Source organism: Streptomyces sp. SID5643 (assembly GCF_009872555.1).
Lineage (GTDB): Bacteria > Actinomycetota > Actinomycetes > Streptomycetales > Streptomycetaceae > Streptomyces > Streptomyces iakyrus.
Map to the genome: position 1 here is coordinate 1 of NZ_WWIC01000326.1, position 14,955 is coordinate 14,955.

The 14,955-nt window shown below is 69.8% G+C and carries 14 protein-coding genes; 4 read left to right on the plus strand and 10 right to left on the minus strand.

Translation table 11 applies throughout. From position 1 onward, the window contains the following. Positions 1-557 (minus strand): hypothetical protein (locus tag GTY56_RS41250; protein ID WP_202511133.1); only part of this gene is annotated, 557 nt, incomplete at its 3' end. 126 nt (positions 558-683) lie between these two features. Here GTY56_RS41250 and GTY56_RS34665 point away from each other — a divergent pair. Together GTY56_RS34665 and GTY56_RS34670 are read left to right on the plus strand one after the other, a co-directional pair. After that, entirely contained in the window at positions 684-1,895 is a 1,212-nt protein-coding gene (locus tag GTY56_RS34665) for a pyridoxal phosphate-dependent aminotransferase (RefSeq protein ID WP_161369250.1), read from the plus strand. A 131-nt stretch (positions 1,896-2,026) separates the two neighbouring features. Continuing rightward, entirely contained in the window at positions 2,027-2,446 is a 420-nt protein-coding gene (locus GTY56_RS34670; RefSeq protein WP_161369251.1) for an SCO4983 family protein, read from the plus strand. A 129-nt stretch (positions 2,447-2,575) separates the two neighbouring features. Here GTY56_RS34670 and GTY56_RS34675 read toward each other — a convergent pair whose 3' ends face one another. From GTY56_RS34675 to GTY56_RS34715, 9 genes are all read right to left on the minus strand, one after another. Next, positions 2,576-3,814 carry an ABC transporter permease gene (locus GTY56_RS34675; RefSeq protein ID WP_161369252.1) on the minus strand — a complete coding sequence of 413 codons (1,239 nt, stop codon included), beginning with the start codon at positions 3,812-3,814 and terminating at the stop codon, positions 2,576-2,578. Continuing rightward, positions 3,811-4,521, minus strand: a complete 711-nt coding sequence (locus tag GTY56_RS34680; protein ID WP_161369253.1) for an ATP-binding cassette domain-containing protein — start codon at positions 4,519-4,521, stop codon at positions 3,811-3,813. Before GTY56_RS34680 ends, GTY56_RS34675 begins: the two co-directional genes overlap by 4 nt. After that, positions 4,518-5,774, minus strand: a complete 1,257-nt coding sequence (locus GTY56_RS34685) for an HlyD family efflux transporter periplasmic adaptor subunit (RefSeq protein WP_161369254.1) — start codon at positions 5,772-5,774, stop codon at positions 4,518-4,520. The genes GTY56_RS34680 and GTY56_RS34685 overlap by 4 nt, the downstream gene beginning before the upstream one ends. After that, positions 5,774-6,643 carry a hypothetical protein gene (locus GTY56_RS34690; protein WP_346345652.1) on the minus strand — a complete coding sequence of 290 codons (870 nt, stop codon included), beginning with the start codon at positions 6,641-6,643 and terminating at the stop codon, positions 5,774-5,776. The genes GTY56_RS34685 and GTY56_RS34690 overlap by 1 nt, the downstream gene beginning before the upstream one ends. A 144-nt stretch (positions 6,644-6,787) precedes the next feature. Then, positions 6,788-7,252: a hypothetical protein gene (locus GTY56_RS34695; protein WP_161369256.1), complete on the minus strand. Its 465-nt coding sequence runs from the start codon at positions 7,250-7,252 to the stop codon at positions 6,788-6,790. A gap of 60 nt (positions 7,253-7,312) precedes the next feature. Next, positions 7,313-8,083, minus strand: coding sequence for a twin-arginine translocation signal domain-containing protein (locus tag GTY56_RS34700; protein WP_161369257.1), 771 nt, complete (start codon positions 8,081-8,083; stop codon positions 7,313-7,315). Beyond that, positions 8,080-8,538, minus strand: coding sequence for a hypothetical protein (locus GTY56_RS34705; RefSeq protein ID WP_161369258.1), 459 nt, complete (start codon positions 8,536-8,538; stop codon positions 8,080-8,082). The genes GTY56_RS34700 and GTY56_RS34705 overlap by 4 nt, the downstream gene beginning before the upstream one ends. A gap of 10 nt (positions 8,539-8,548) precedes the next feature. Then, a complete protein-coding gene (locus GTY56_RS34710; protein WP_161369259.1) occupies positions 8,549-10,786 on the minus strand; it encodes a glycoside hydrolase domain-containing protein in 2,238 nt (745 codons plus the stop codon). 558 nt (positions 10,787-11,344) lie between these two features. Continuing rightward, entirely contained in the window at positions 11,345-13,174 is a 1,830-nt protein-coding gene (locus tag GTY56_RS34715) for a phosphoenolpyruvate carboxykinase (GTP) (RefSeq protein WP_161369260.1), read from the minus strand. A gap of 327 nt (positions 13,175-13,501) precedes the next feature. Between GTY56_RS34715 and trhA the strand changes: the two genes are divergently transcribed. Both trhA and GTY56_RS34725 read left to right on the plus strand, forming a co-directional pair. Next, positions 13,502-14,215 carry a PAQR family membrane homeostasis protein TrhA gene (trhA, locus tag GTY56_RS34720; RefSeq protein ID WP_161369261.1) on the plus strand — a complete coding sequence of 238 codons (714 nt, stop codon included), beginning with the start codon at positions 13,502-13,504 and terminating at the stop codon, positions 14,213-14,215. Positions 14,216-14,319: 104 nt separating this feature from the next. Continuing rightward, complete coding sequence (locus tag GTY56_RS34725; protein ID WP_161369262.1) at positions 14,320-14,946, plus strand: TetR/AcrR family transcriptional regulator; 627 nt, start codon at positions 14,320-14,322, stop codon at positions 14,944-14,946. Positions 14,947-14,955 lie beyond the last annotated feature (9 nt).

Consider the following 14,955-nt stretch of genomic DNA (forward strand, 5'->3'; position numbering starts at 1 on the left):
CCGGAGCCCTCCGCAGCACCACCCGGATACCCGCGCCCGACACCGGAGCCCTCCGCAGCACCACCCGGATACCCGCGCCCGACACCGGAGCCCTCCGCAGCACCACCCGGATACCCGTGCCCGACACCGGAGCCCTCAGGACCCCCGTCGGTATACACGCCGCCGCGACGAGAGCCCTCCGCCGCATCGCCGGGGTGAGCGTAAGGGGAGCCCTCCACACCACCGCCGGGGTACGCCTGCCCGCCTCCGGAACCAGCCGCACCACCGCCGGTGTACATCTGGCCACCGCCGGAACCCCCCACACCACCGCCGGAGTACGGCTGGGCGCCGGGGTGACCCGCGTCGCCCCCGGCCCTCCTGCCGTCGGCCGGATGCGGGGCGGCCTGCGTGACCGCCGGGTCCGGCCGGTCGTACACGTCCTGCCAGCCGTGCGCGGCCGCCGGGTCCGCGTAGGCGTCGTACGCCGGAGGGGGCGCCCCTTGCGGCAGGTACACGTTCGGCGGGCCCTGCGGCTCGCCGCCCGTCGCTCCGTCGGCGTAATCGAATGGCTTGGACATGGCGGCGCATTCTAGAGACCGAAGGTGCTGGTGGGACAGCGTGCGGCGATATCACCCCAAACAGCCGCGTCTCACGTGGCGGAAAACACGACCCGGTAGCCATTACCGGGCCGTAAGCTCCCACACATGCAGGTGATCCAGTCGACCAAGCTCGCCAATGTCTGTTACGAGATCCGGGGCCCGGTGCTCGAGGAGGCGATGCGACTGGAAGCTGCCGGGCATCGGATCCTCAAACTGAACACCGGCAACCCGGCCGCGTTCGGCTTCGAGTGCCCGCCGGAGATCCTGGAGGACATCCTCCGGAACGTGTCGTCGGCGCACGGTTACGGCGACGCCAAGGGTCTGCTGGCCGCGCGCCGGGCGGTCGTCATGCACAACCAGACCCTCGGCATCGAGACGGACGTCGAGCACGTCTTCATCGGCAACGGCGTCTCCGAGCTGATCGTGATGGCGATGCAGGGCCTGCTGGACGACGGCGACGAGGTCCTCGTGCCCGCGCCCGACTACCCGCTGTGGACCGCCGCCGTCTCCCTGTCCGGCGGCACCGCCGTGCACTACCGCTGCGACGAGCAGGCCGACTGGATGCCGGACCTCGCCGACATCGAGCGCAAGGTCACCGACCGCACCAAGGCGCTCGTGATCATCAACCCCAACAACCCGACGGGGGCCGTCTACGACGAGGCGATGATCAAGGGCCTGACCGACATCGCCCGCCGGCACAACCTGCTCGTCTGCTCCGACGAGATCTACGACAAGATCCTCTACGACGGGGCCACGCACACCCCGACCGCCTCCGTCGCCCCGGACTTGCTCACCCTCACCTTCAACGGCATGTCGAAGGCCTACCGGGTGGCCGGCTACCGGGTCGGCTGGATGTCGATCTCCGGCCCGCGCGCCCACGCCGACTCCTACATCGAAGGCCTGACGATCCTGGCGAACATGCGCCTGTGCGCGAACATGCCGGGGCAGCACGGGGTCGTCGCGGCGCTCAGCGGACGGCAGACGATCAACGACCTGGTCCTGCCGGGCGGACGGCTGCGTGAGCAGCGGGACACGGCGTACGAGCTGCTGACCCAGATCCCCGGGGTGAGCTGCGTGAAGCCCAAGGGCGCGCTCTACCTCTTCCCGCGCCTCGACCCCAAGGTCTTCAAGATCAAGGACGACCGCCGCATGGTCCTGGACCTGCTCCGGCGCGAGAAGATCATGGTCGTCCAGGGCACGGGCTTCAACTGGCCGGAGCCGGACCACTTCCGGGTGGTGACCCTGCCGACGGTGGGAGACCTGACCGACGCCGTAGGGCGCATCGGCCACTTCCTGGACGGCTACAGCCAGACCTGACCCACCCGGCCGCACCTGCCCGCACTGCCCGCTCACACTATGTGCGCGGGCAGTCCTGTTTTGTGAACAACTCAACTTTAGACGAAATCTAAGCTAGGATGGTTTCCTGTAAGCGCTCAGGAGGCCTTCCCATGTACGAACCGATCCGCACCAAGTCGGTCCACAGCACGGTGGACGGCCCCAACCCCGACTTCCCCCACCGTTCCCGCGAGGAAGAGCTGGACATCCAGCTCGCGGGCCACCTCGCCGCCCTGCTCGCGGTCACGGACGAGCTGCGTGCGACGCAGTCCTCGGCCGACCTGGACACGGCGGCGGAGCGGCTCGCGGAGCAGGTCGGCCGGCTGCGTGGAGGCCGCACCCCCGTGCGGGCACCGATGAGCGGCCGACGCGAGCGCGGCACGGCGGCCCTGCACCGGCGGGCGCACGCCCTGGCGGGCCGGGCGCTGGTCGTCGCCGCCTCCCGGGCCGACACGGCGGCGGCGATCCTGGCCGCCGAGCGGATGGACGCCCACACGGCGGCCCTGGAGCCCCGCGAACTCGCGTCCCGCTGAGCCCCGACGGGCTCCCCCTGACGGCCCCGGTCCGCGCGCACCCGCAGCGACGCGCGGACCGGGCGCCACCTTTTCGCGTCGGCGTGAGCCGGGGGTGTCCCTCGATGTCCCGGGCGCCGCGGGTTCAGCTCAGCGGCGCAGCGCCTCGACGGGTGGGATGCGGGACGCTCTCCACGCCGGGTACAGACCGGCCAGCAGTCCGGCGAGCAGGCCGAGGACCGGGGCGGCGGCCAAGGTGACGGGGTCGATCACCGGCGTCCACTGCCGCGCCACGGCGACGGCGACCACGACGACGACGCCGATCGAGGTACCGACGAGACCTCCGAGGAGGCCGAGCGTCGCGGTCTCGGTGAGGAACTGCAGGGTGATGTGCACGCCGCGCGCGCCCAGAGCGCGTCGCAAGCCGATCTCCCCGGTCCGTTCCAGCACGGCCACCAGGGTGGTGTTGGCGATGCCGACGGCCCCGATGACGAGGCACACCCCTGCGAGGAGAAGGAACAGCTGGCTCAGGTCGTCGCCGACCGCGGTGCGCAGGGACCGGGGGTCGGGAGGCGCGGTCACTCTGAAGTACTCGGGGTGGTCCGGGCGCAGGGCGACGGCCGCCTCGTCCGCGATCTGGCGGGCGGCACCGAGCTGAGTCGAGATCAGCATCTGCGCCCCCTCGTCCGTGGGGGCTCTCCATGTCCGTTCGGCCACCGAACGCGGCACCGTGACGGACATCAGAAGCTCCGGCTTCCGCTCGACGTCCTGCAGAATGCCGATCACGGTGAAGGCGGTGCTGCCGATGAAGACGGCCGGCTGTGTTCGCAGCGTGGTGATGCCGAGACGTGCCGCGGTGGCCTGTCCGATCACGGCGACCTGCTGGTGGTGCATGTCGTGAAAGCCGTCGAAGGCCCTGCCCTCGGCGAACCGGGCCCCTGACGCCTGCCAGATCCCGGGCGAGGCGGCGATCACCTGCGTCCGGGCGTCGACGCTGTTGGCCGAGCCGACGGGGGCGGCCCGCACCGCTTCCTGTGGCCCGAGCCGGACACCCCAGGAGACACCCGCGGCGAGCACGCCGTTCAGCCGGGTGACGCGGGCGTCGGCGTCCCGCGGGAACGACAGGTCCCGGGCCGTGGCGCCACCGGAACCGATGTCCGTGACGCTGACCTCGGTGGCCGTCAGCGCGTTGAACCGATGGTCGATCTGCGAGGTGGCTGTCCCGGTGAGACCCAGCACCGCGATGAAGGCGCCGACACCGAGAACGGTCCCGAGGGCAGTGAGAACGGATCGGGCCGGTCGCTGCAGCATGCCGGCCACGGCTTCGGACAGCAGATCGCGTACGGCCAGCCGGGACCGTTCCGGGGCGCTGGGGCGGTGCGTCGTCATACCGCCTCCGACCGGTGGCCGGAGTCGTGGAGAACGCCGTCGCGGATCGTGACGGTGCGTTGTCCGTGCTCCGCGACCTGACGGTCATGGGTGATCACGACGATGGTCATGCCGTCGCGGTGCAGGGCGTCCAGCAGGTCGAGCAGGGATGCGGACGTGGCGGAGTCCAGGTTCCCCGTCGGCTCGTCGCACAACAGGAGGGAGGGCTCCCCCACCAGGGCGCGTGCGACCGCGACGCGCTGACGTTCGCCGCCCGACATCTGGGTGGGGAGGGCGGTGGCACGGTGCGCCAGGCCCACGCGCTCCAGGACCGCGGCAGCGCGCGCACGGCGCTCACGCCGGGGAACGGCCCGGTAGACCAGGGCCAGTTCGACGTTCTCCAGCGCACTGCGATGGGGCAGGAGGTGGAAGGCCTGGAAGACGAACCCGATCCGTTCGCCGCGCAGCGCGGCCAGACGAGCGGCGCTCAGGGCGGCCGTGTCGATCCCGTTCAGCAGGTACTGGCCCTGCGTGGGCGCGTCCAGGAGCCCCGCGATGTTCAGCAGGGTGGACTTGCCCGAGCCCGACGGCCCCACCACGGTGACGAACTCCCCGTCGGTGATGCGCAGATCGCAGGGGCGCAGGGCGTCGACGGCGGGAGGACCGGGGTATCGGAGTCCGACGCCACGGAACTCGATGACGGCGCTGTCCTCGGCGGTGACGGTCACGGGCGGCCCGCAGTCGCTCTCGTCTGCACGCCCACGACGACCCGGGCACCGGCCTCCAGGCGTGCGCCCTTGCGCGGCATGATCTCCACGTACCCGTCCCCCGACACACCGACTTCGACGGGGATCCGGCGCTCCTTGCGCCCTGTCCTCTCGGTGACGCTGGTCAGACCGTCGGCACCGGTCGAGACGGCCGACGAGGGCACGGCGAGCACCTTCCCCCTCGACGAGGCCGCCACCACGGTCAACTGCACGTTCTCGCCGTTCAGTTTCCTGGGCAGGGGCCGGGAGGGTGTCACCTCGACCGTGTACCTCTGCTCGCCCGGCTCCTCGCCGCCGTCGTCTTCCGCGGTGGCACGTTCCAGGGCGACGGACTTCACTTCTCCGCTGTACTCGCGGCCCGCGGTGTCGGAGTAGATCCGCACCTTCTGCCCCGCGCGAATCATCCCCTTCTCCTGCGGTGTCACGGAACCCTCGACGGTGAGTTCGCCGGAGGACAGGGACAGCAGATTCTCCCCGGCCTCGTCCCCCACTTCGGTGCGCACGTCCTCGACGTACGCGGGAAAGGAACGGACGAAGACCACTTCCGACATCGGGAAGGTGGGAAGGGCGCGCGGCGGGGCCTCCTCGGGCTTCGCCTCCGGGGAGGCCGATGCGCCGGGCTGTGGAGCCCCGGCCGGGCTCACGCTCCCGGGGGCCTCGGTGACCGGAACTTCATAGCCGATGGAGCGGTAGAAGGACGTCAGAGCCCGCGCGGTGCCCGGGCCGAAGACTCCTGAGAGGTCGTTGCCCGTTCGATGGCCGGAGCCGTTGAGCGCCGACTGGAGCTGGGCGACGTCCTCGCCGCGCTTGCCGGGCACCAGGTCACGGTAGGCGGGGACGGCGCCCTTGAGGACGAACAGCGGACGGCCCGAGACTTCGAGAAGCACCTGCCCGGCGGTGAGCTTCCGGCCGGGAGCGGACGTGACCTTGGTGACCACCGACCGTCCGGCGTCCTCACCTGCCCGGGGTCCGGAGGAGATGTCCGTGCGCCGGGAGGCGGTCACCTTCCCGCGGGTGATCAGGGCCTGGGAGATCACGCGGTTCTCCACCTCCGCCGTGAGGATGTCCGGTGGCGGAGGTGCCGTGTCCGCGGCGACCTGCGCCGGGGACTTGATGAGGAGGGTGGCGCCCGCGCCCGCCCCGGTACACACGAGACAGGCCAGTACCAGGAAGCCGAGAGCCTTTCGGCGCTGGGCCAGGCCACGAGAACGCATCAGGAGCCCGCTATGACTCGGGCGGCCTTCTTCACGGCCGCGTTCAGGGATTTCCTCTCCCCGTTCAGCCGCTCGGCTCCCGCCTCGATCTCTTCCTTCTGCATCGCCACCTCGGCGTCGAACCAGACCTTGGCGACCTTGGTCTTGTCCCGGCAGGAGATGTCGGCGGTCGCGGTCTTGATCTCCAGCGGCGTGACGCCCTGCGAACCGAACCGCGGGTCGTCGCTGGCGTCGAGCGGCCGGGCGTAGTCGAACCCGCTCTTCTTCATGCAGGCGGACCAGGCCTCGAACGCTTCGACGACCTCGGGGACCTGCTGGGACCGGGCGAAGGTCTCATTGCTGATGGTCTGGGCGATCGTGGTGTTCGCGCCACCGGCGGAGACCTTCCGGTCGGCCTCGCCCAGGCAGCCGCCCTCGGGCACGGGCTTGCCCCCGACCTCCTTGACGCCGCCCTCCAGGGCCCGCGTGTCCGGGCCGGTACCCGACGTACCGTCCAGGGCCCCCTTCTCGACGGCCCGGTCGTACGCCTCCTGCTCCTCGGCCGCCGGCTTGTACCCGCGCTCCTCGGCGAGCGCCATGTCGTGGATGCCGTAACGCCAGTCGACCAGGGTCTTGCCGCCCAGACGTGGCAGGTCGGCGGCCGGCTCCCAGGAGAAGCCGAAGTCCTTCATGCAGGTGCCGACGAGTATCTTCCGTGCCTGCGAGATCTGCTTCCGCTCGGTCTCCGACGGCAGATAGCCCTCGATCGGGAGCACCCATGTCGCGGGATCGGCCGCGTCGAACGGAACCGTGGGCTTCGGTGTCGCCACCGGCGGCTTCGCCGTGGCCCCGTCGCCCGAACAACCGGTGACGGACACCGCAGTCGCCACGATCAACAGCGAACAGACGCCTGCTCGCCTGGCCTTCATACGCATGGGGGTACCTACCACCGGAGGGACTGCTGGAGGGAAGAGGAGAAAGTGCGGCGACGGCGGCCCGCTGCCGGCAGCGGGCCGCCCGTGTGCCGGTACGGATCAGAGGGTCTGCCAGGCGAACGAGGCGTTCTCGTTCTTCGTCACCGAGAGGTTGGTCTGGGAACGCGGGCTGGACCAGTCCGCGGAGCCCTTGTAACCGCTGTTGTAATACGTCACGGCGTAATAGGTCGAGTGCTTGTTCTTCACCGACGCGGCGTTGTTCTTGATGCCCTGCAGGTTGCCGCTTCCGCCGTGGCAGAAGTTCAGCGGCTGGGTGCCGCCCTGCGGGGCCCCGCCGATGCGCTCGTCGGCGAAGTCCCAGACGCTGTAACCGATGTTGCGGTAAGCGCCGCCGTAGTTCGAGTTGTAGTAGATCGCGTACTTGAAGTCGGACGCCGCCTGGGACTTCTGACAGGCTTCGGGGCTCATCTGGTTCTCGAAACCGGTGTTGGCATGGGCGGAAGGAGTCACGAACGCCCCCATCGCCACGGTCGCCGCTGCCACGAGAGTGAGCTTTCTCTTCATTGCCTTCTCCTTGGTGGTCGACTGTGAAACGGAAAAGCCCGGGCCAGGCGCGAAGCGGCGTCAGGCCGCCTTCCGCTGGCGGCGGGCGAGGGCCTCGGCGGCCGAGCGGCGGCCCTTCTCGTGGACGTCCACGAGAGTGCCGGCCCCGTCGCCCGGGGCCCGGTCGCCGCCGGCGCGGAGGCGTTCGGCGACGGCGGTCAGGCGCTTGTCGTCGGGGCCGACCGCGAGGTAGAAGAGGGCCTCGTCGACGGCGCGGTCGTCGCCGCCCCAGCGGACCACACCGTCGAGTTCGGCGAGGATGTCGCGCAGCACCGCGAGCTCCAGGGGGAAGTAGCCGCCCTTGGTGCCGGGCGGGTAGTGGCCCGGCCGGATCCGGACGGCGGTGCCGGAGGCCAGGTTGCGGGCGGGCCCGCGCAGCCCCTTCGGGGCGGTCCAGCCGACGGCCTCGCCGGGCTGGAGCTCGGCGATCTCGTAGTGGAAGCGGCGGACGACGTGGACCAGGACGGTCTCGGGAGCGCCGAGCCGGACCTGCAGGTCCGTCACGGGAGTACCGGGCACGGGCCGGGCGGCGATGGATCCGCCCCGGTCGGCGGCGGTCTCCATGTCCCAGCCGTTGGCCGAGTCGGCCCCGGCGAGGAGTTTCCTGTTACGGGCCTCGGCCCGGGCGACGCCCTCGCGGACGGCCTTGGGGAAGGTGTAGTCCCGCGGCTCGGCGGCGTATGCGGGGGTGACCAGTGCCTGCGAGTACGGGACCGCCGCCGCGGCGGCGGTGACGGCGGCGGCACGCAGCAGGAAGCCTCTGCGGGACAGCGGGGCGGGAGCGTCGCTCACGTGGTCCTCTTCTCGGGATGCTCGGGTGTGGTGGTGCGGCGGTGTTCGGCGAAGGCGATCAGAGCGAGCGTCACCGCGATCACCGCACTGACCGTCATCACGGGCGCGATGAAGCCGGGGACGGCCGCCGCGTACGAACCACCTGACGACATGCGGCAGTCGAGGGCGGGCGGCAGGTAGGACACGCTGTAGCCGCTCACCTGCCCGTACTGTGCGAGGTTCGCGTCCTGGCAGGCCTGGGCGGTGCCGCTCTCGTCGAGGAAGAGCGACACCAGACCCCAGATCCAGGCGACCGCGGCGAGGGCGCCGGCGAGCGCGGCGCCGCCGCGTGCCACCGCCCCCGGACCGCCCCTGCCGATCGCCGGGAAGCCGTACCCGACGAGAGCGAAGGCGGTCACGGCGGCGACGACGATGCAGAGCAGCAGGGGCAGTGCGGCGGGATACGAGGTGGTCATGGCGTCCACCTCACCCGCCGGCGAGCTGCCGGACAAGGTTGTTGTACTTCTCGAAGATGTGGTACAGCCCCATGCGCTTGGCGGCATGAAGCTCGGCCTCGTCGCCCCAGCCCTGGTAGCGGCGGATGATCTCGAAGATCTCGCCCTCGGTGTAGTTCAGGCTCATGGCGCGCAACTTGGTCTCGCCGGCCGGCGGGTTCTGGCCGCCGGGCTTGCCCGCGACTCCCCAGAGGTGGATCAGCGGCACGGTCCGCATGGTGAAGGCGTTGTCCTTGTTGACCTTCTGCCACATCGTCCAGATGTCGGCGTCCTTGGTCGGATCGAGCCGGGTGCCGGTGACGAAGCCGTTGTCGATGCAGTGGTTCCAGGCGCGGATGCCGTTCGCGCCGCTGATCTGCCCGATGCCGGTCGAGGAGTCCTTCTTGATGCCGACGCCGTTGAGGTGGTACTGGGCGACCGCGTGGTCCACGGTCTGGTCGATGAGGTCGTAGTGCCGCATCTCCCAGTAGGCGGAGGTCTGGATCATCGCCTTGCGCATGTTGTACGCACGGGACAGCTGGGTGGTCTGCGCGTCGTACGACATGATCGTCTCGAAGCACTGGGTGTGCGTGAAGAGACGCGCGTCGGCGCCGGTGCCGCCGTCGTCCTCGTAGCCGATGCTGCGCATGTAGCGGCTGAGGTCCGCGTGCAGCGCGTTGAGGAAGCGGCCGTCGAAGCCGACGTCGGGGAGCGGCGGCCGGGGCGCGTTGAAGGAGGCCTGGCCGGTGTCGCGTCCGGAGGCGATGTTGACGTCGATCTCGATGGAGCCGGCGCCGGAGCCGACGGTGCGGGTGACGATCTGGTCGTACGCCCAGTCGGCGGGCAGCGGGTAACCGAAGTTTCCGGAGAAGCCGGAGGACATGTCGGAGACGAACGAGGCGGTGGAGTGCCCGGCCTCGCCGACCCGGGTACAGACGTTGCGCGGCCCGTACACACCGACAGCGAACTCCGCGCCGTCGGCGGACAGCGCGTCCACGATGCCCTTGAAGTGCGGCAGGACGTTCGACGTCACCTCGTGGTCGAGCGCGTCGAAGTCGACGGCGAAGAAGATCCGGGTGCCGGGCTTGAAGCCGTGGTCGAGGGCGGCGTTGGCGGCGGCCTGGCCCGCGGCGCGGCCTGCCGCGTAGTTGAAGCCGGCGGCGTCCCTGCCGTACGTCTGGTAGATCGGGAAGCAGCGCAGGCCGTTCGAGGCGATGGTGGCCAGCTCGCCCGGCTGGATGGCCTTCTCCGGGAGCGAGGTGGCGCTGGGGTTGGTGAGGTAGCGGCCTATGTACTTCACACCGGCCGCCTTGAGGGTGGCCGCACGCGCGTCAGTGATCTTGGTGACGCCGTCGCAGGCCTCTCCGCTACGGCTCTGGTCACCGTAGGAGACGAGGAGTGAGGCCCAGGTGGAGAAGTCGCCCTTACCGGTGACGGGGAGCTTCGCGAAGGACTGGAAGCTCTGGACGGCGGTGGAGACCGCGCTGGTGAAGTTGCCGAAGGCGACCGGGCGCTGGTTGAGGATCATCGCGCCGGTGAAGAGCCGTGCCCAGTTGCCGGAGCTGCCGACCGACAGGGTGTGCGACTTGAGGCCGGACTGGGTGCCGGGGCCGAAGACACCGTTGGCGACCCCGTCCGCCATCCCCATCTCGTACTGGACGGCGAAGAGCATCGACTTGGCGACGTCGCGCGAGTGGTGGCCGTCGCAGGGGATGACGTAGTAGTCCTTGCGCAGGACGTACTGGCCGTTGAGCCACTGCTGCACCGCGCGGACCGTGTTGGAGCCGCCGTTGACGGTGACGTACGCGTCCATGTTGAACAGGCCCTTGATGACCTTCGGCCACAGTGCGCTGCCCGGGTAGACCGCGCTGAGTCCCATGTCGGCGTTGAGCTGGGCGACGGACTGCTGCATGCGGGCGCTGTAGGTGCCGTCGATGGAGCTGCCGTCGTAGCCCTTGCAGTACAGGGCGGACTGGAGGATCCGGCAGAAGTCCGCGTGCGGCACGTTGTTCGCGTCGATCTTGCCGTACTTCTCCGCGATGGCCGCCAGAGTGGCCGGCCCGAAGCTGTTCGACAGGTTGGTGATGCCGAGTTCGTGCTGGAGCGCGCGGGTCAGGGCGTACATGGTGGGCCAGCCGGTCTGTCCGTTCTCCTCGACGGTCATGCCGATGCGGCTGCCGTACACGCGATTGATGAAGACCTGGGCTTGACGCACCATCTCGTCGGCCATGAAGCGCCCTCTCGGCTGTGGATGCGGGGCCGCGCCTGGATCGGGCGGCACTCGATGGGTGGAGCGACACGGGGCGGATGAGGTCCCGCTGTTCGGACACCGGACACCTGGAGCGAAGGGCGCGCGTCGCATCAACGCCCCTGCGGAGTCGCTCACTTGACCATGTCATAGCCGGGGCATCAGAAGATCTTGGATTGATCCACCCAATGGCACCCAAACCGCACCCGACGGGCGATCAGTTGTGATCGACCCGTACCCAAGGTGAAGCCGAATGTGCGCACAACCTTTCGCGCACTCAAGCGTCCCAACTGCAAGGACACATACGGAATATGTCATGCCGTCAGCCCACCGGCCCGCGCTGCCCCCCGTGGGACGGCGCCGGAGCCGGTACGACGCCCGCCTGTGGACAGGGGGGCGCGACGGAGACATGCGAAAGGCAGGGGTCCGCACACTGTCGTGCGGACCCCTGCCGATGGTGTTGTCACCGCGGCCGGCCGTGACGATGTTGCTGGTCAGGGCACAGTCGGTTCCAGCCGGCCGCGGAGTTCGAGGTGAGGATCAGCCCAGGCGCCGCACCAGCTCGCGGTACTGGTCCCACAGCTCCTTCGGCGTGTGGTCGCCGAAGGTGTTGAGGTGCTCGGGGACCAGGGCGGCCTCCTCGCGCCAGACCTCCTTGTCGACCGTGAGCAGGAACTCCAGGTCGGACTCGGCCAGCTCCAGGCCGTCGGTGTCGAGGGCCTCCTTGGTCGGCAGGACGCCGATCGGGGTCTCGACGCCCTCGGCGGTGCCGTCCAGGCGCTCCACGATCCACTTCAGGACGCGGGAGTTCTCACCGAAGCCGGGCCAGACGAACTTGCCCTCGTCGTCCTTGCGGAACCAGTTGACGTAGTAGATCTTCGGCAGCTTGGACTGGTCCTTGTCCTTGGCCACGTCGACCCAGTGGGCCATGTAGTCGCCCATGTTGTAGCCGCAGAACGGCAGCATCGCGAACGGGTCGCGGCGCAGCTCGCCGACCTTGCCCTCGGCGGCGGCGGTCTTCTCGGAGGCCACGTTGGCGCCGAGGAAGACGCCGTGGTTCCAGTCGAAGGACTCCGTCACCAGCGGCACGGCGGTGGCGCGGCGGCCGCCGAAGAGGATCGCCGAGATCGGCACGCCCTTGGGGTCCTCCCACTCCGGCGCGATGATCGGGCACTGCGAGGCCGGGACGGTGAAGCGGGCGTTGGGGTGCGCGGCCGGGACGCCGGACTCGGGCGTCCAGTCGTTGCCCTTCCAGTCCGTCAGGTGGGCCGGGGTCTCCTCCGTCATGCCCTCCCACCAGATGTCACCGTCGTCGGTGAGGGCGACGTTGGTGAAGACGGAGTTGCCCCACAGCGTCTTCATCGCGTTGGCGTTGGTGTGCTCACCGGTGCCGGGGGCGACGCCGAAGAAGCCGGCCTCGGGGTTGATGGCGTAGAGGCGGCCGTCCTCGCCGAAGCGCATCCAGGCGATGTCGTCGCCGATGGTCTCGACCGTCCAGCCGGGGATGGTCGGCTCCAGCATGGCGAGGTTGGTCTTGCCGCAGGCGCTCGGGAAGGCCGCGGCGACGTACTTGGACTCACCGCGCGGCGGGGTCAGCTTCAGGACGAGCATGTGCTCGGCGAGCCAGCCCTCGTCCCGGGCCATGACGGAGGCGATGCGCAGGGCGTAGCACTTCTTGCCGAGCAGGGCGTTGCCGCCGTAGCCCGAGCCGTAGGACCAGATCTCGCGGTCCTCGGGGAAGTGCGAGATGTACTTGGTCTGGTTGCAGGGCCAGGGGACGTCCGCCTGGCCGGGCTCCAGCGGGGCGCCCAGGGTGTGCACGGCCTTGACGAAGAAGCCGTCGGAGCCGAGCTCGTCCAGGACGGCCTGGCCCATGCGCGTCATCGTGCGCATCGAGACGGCGACGTACGCCGAGTCGGTGATCTCCACACCGAGCGCGGACAGCGGCGAGCCGAGCGGGCCCATGCAGAAGGGCACGACGTACATGGTCCGGCCGCGCATCGAGCCGCGGAACAGCCCGCCCTTGCCTCCGGAGCCCTGGAAGATCTCCCGCATCTCGGCGGGGGCCTTCCAGTGGTTGGTCGGGCCCGCGTCCGCCTCCTTCTCGGAGCAGATGAACGTCCGGTCCTCGACGCGCGCGACGTCGGTGGGGTCGGAGGCGGCGTAGTAGGAGTGGGGGCGCTTGATCGGGTCGAGTTTGCGGAAGGTGCCCTTCTCGACGAGCTCCTCGCACAGTCGCTCGTACTCGGCCTCGGATCCGTCACACCAGACCACGCTGTCCGGCTGCGTCAGTTCAGCGATCTCGTTGACCCACGAGATCAGCCCCTGATGGGTGGTGGGGACGGTGGGAGCCGCGATATCGCGCGCCACGATTGCTCCTAAATGAGGGATTTTTTGTGATGTGGAGGCCCCGTGGGGGCTGCGACCCGGACGCTTCGGTGGATCTTGGCGCTCATCCGGTGCCGACCGCACTCATTTGATCATCCGACGTACGCGCCCATCTGTCCAGAGGAGCGCACAGGTGAGCAACGTGAGGCTCGCCACGGTTTCCGCGCGCCGCTTTGCGTGTACTTTGCGTTCACCTGGCAGTCCGTTTGCGTGACCATCGCCGGGACGTGGTGAGAGGATGGCCACTCTTCACCGGTCAATCGGCGGCACCGACACGCCACTTACGGTTCCGTAGCTACCATTTCCGCCATGACTGCGTTCGTCCCCGACGCGCCCACGGACTCGGCGGCCGACGGCCACGGTCCGAAGGCGCTCTCCCTGCCGCATCCGGTCAAGCCGAAGCTGCGCGGCTGGCTGCACCTGGGCATGTTCCCGGCCGTCCTGGTCGCGGGCCTGGTGCTGACCGCGCTCGCCGACTCCTCCAGAGGACGCATCGCCTGCGGGATCTTCGCCCTGACGGCCTGCCTGCTGTTCGGTGTGAGCGCGCTGTACCACCGGGGCAACTGGAGTCCGCGCATGGACGGCATCCTGCGCCGGCTGGACCACGCCAACATCTTCCTGATCATCGCGGGCACGTACACGCCGCTGACCATGCTGCTGCTGCCCGGGGCCAAGGGGCAGTGGCTGCTCTGGGGCATCTGGGCCGCGGCCGTGGGCGGCATCCTCTTCCGGGTCTTCTGGGTGGGCGCCCCGCGCTGGCTCTACACACCCTGCTACATCGCCATGGGCTGGGCGGCCGTCTTCTACCTGCCGGACTTCATGCGGACCGGCGGCATCGCCGTCCTCGTCCTGGTCGTCGTCGGCGGCCTGCTCTACAGCGCGGGCGGCGTCGTCTACGGCATCAAGAAGCCGAACCCGTCACCGCGCTGGTTCGGCTTCCACGAGGTGTTCCACTCCTTCACCCTGGCGGCCTTCATCGCGCACTACGTGGGGATCTCGCTGGTGGCGTACCAGCACGGATAGCCCGCCTCCCGCTCCCCGGGGCATCGCCATCCATGAAAGTCTCCACCATTTGACAGTCGGTCTCATTTTCTGGCGTTGCCCGTCCATGCCCGACAATGACCTTCATGACGGCCCCACGCACCACCCCCGCCGACCGCCCTCCCCTGGGGCTGCGGGAGCGGAAGAAGATCAAGACCCGCCAGGCGATCCGCGCCGCGGCGTACGCGCTGATCGAGGAGCAGGACTACGACGCCACGACGATCGAGCAGATCGCGGACCGCGCCGAGGTGTCGCCGTCGACCGTCTTCCGGTACTTCCCGGCCAAGGAGGACATCGTCGTCACCGACGCGTGGGAGCCGGTGGTGATGGCGCAGGTGCGGGCCCGGCCGCAGGACGAGTCGTGGGCGGACGTCCTGCGGCACGTGATGCGCACGGCACTCGACCTGAGCCTCGCCGAGGAGCCCGAGGTGACGCGGCTGCGGACCCGGCTCGGGGTCGAGGTCCCGGCCGTCCGCGCCCGCATGATGGAGAGCATGGCGGCGACCGGTCGGCTGCTCCGCGAGGCCCTCGCCGAACGCTCCGGTCTCGCCCCCGACAGCCTGGAGCTGCGGGTCTTCGCCATGTCGGTGATGGGCGGGCTGATGGAGGTCTCCCAGTACTGGGCGGAGACCGGCCACCGGGACGACATCCGGGACCTCGTCGACCGTGCCCTGGACGTCATGGAGCACGGCCTGCCGAGCGGAAAACCCTGAGGCCGCTGC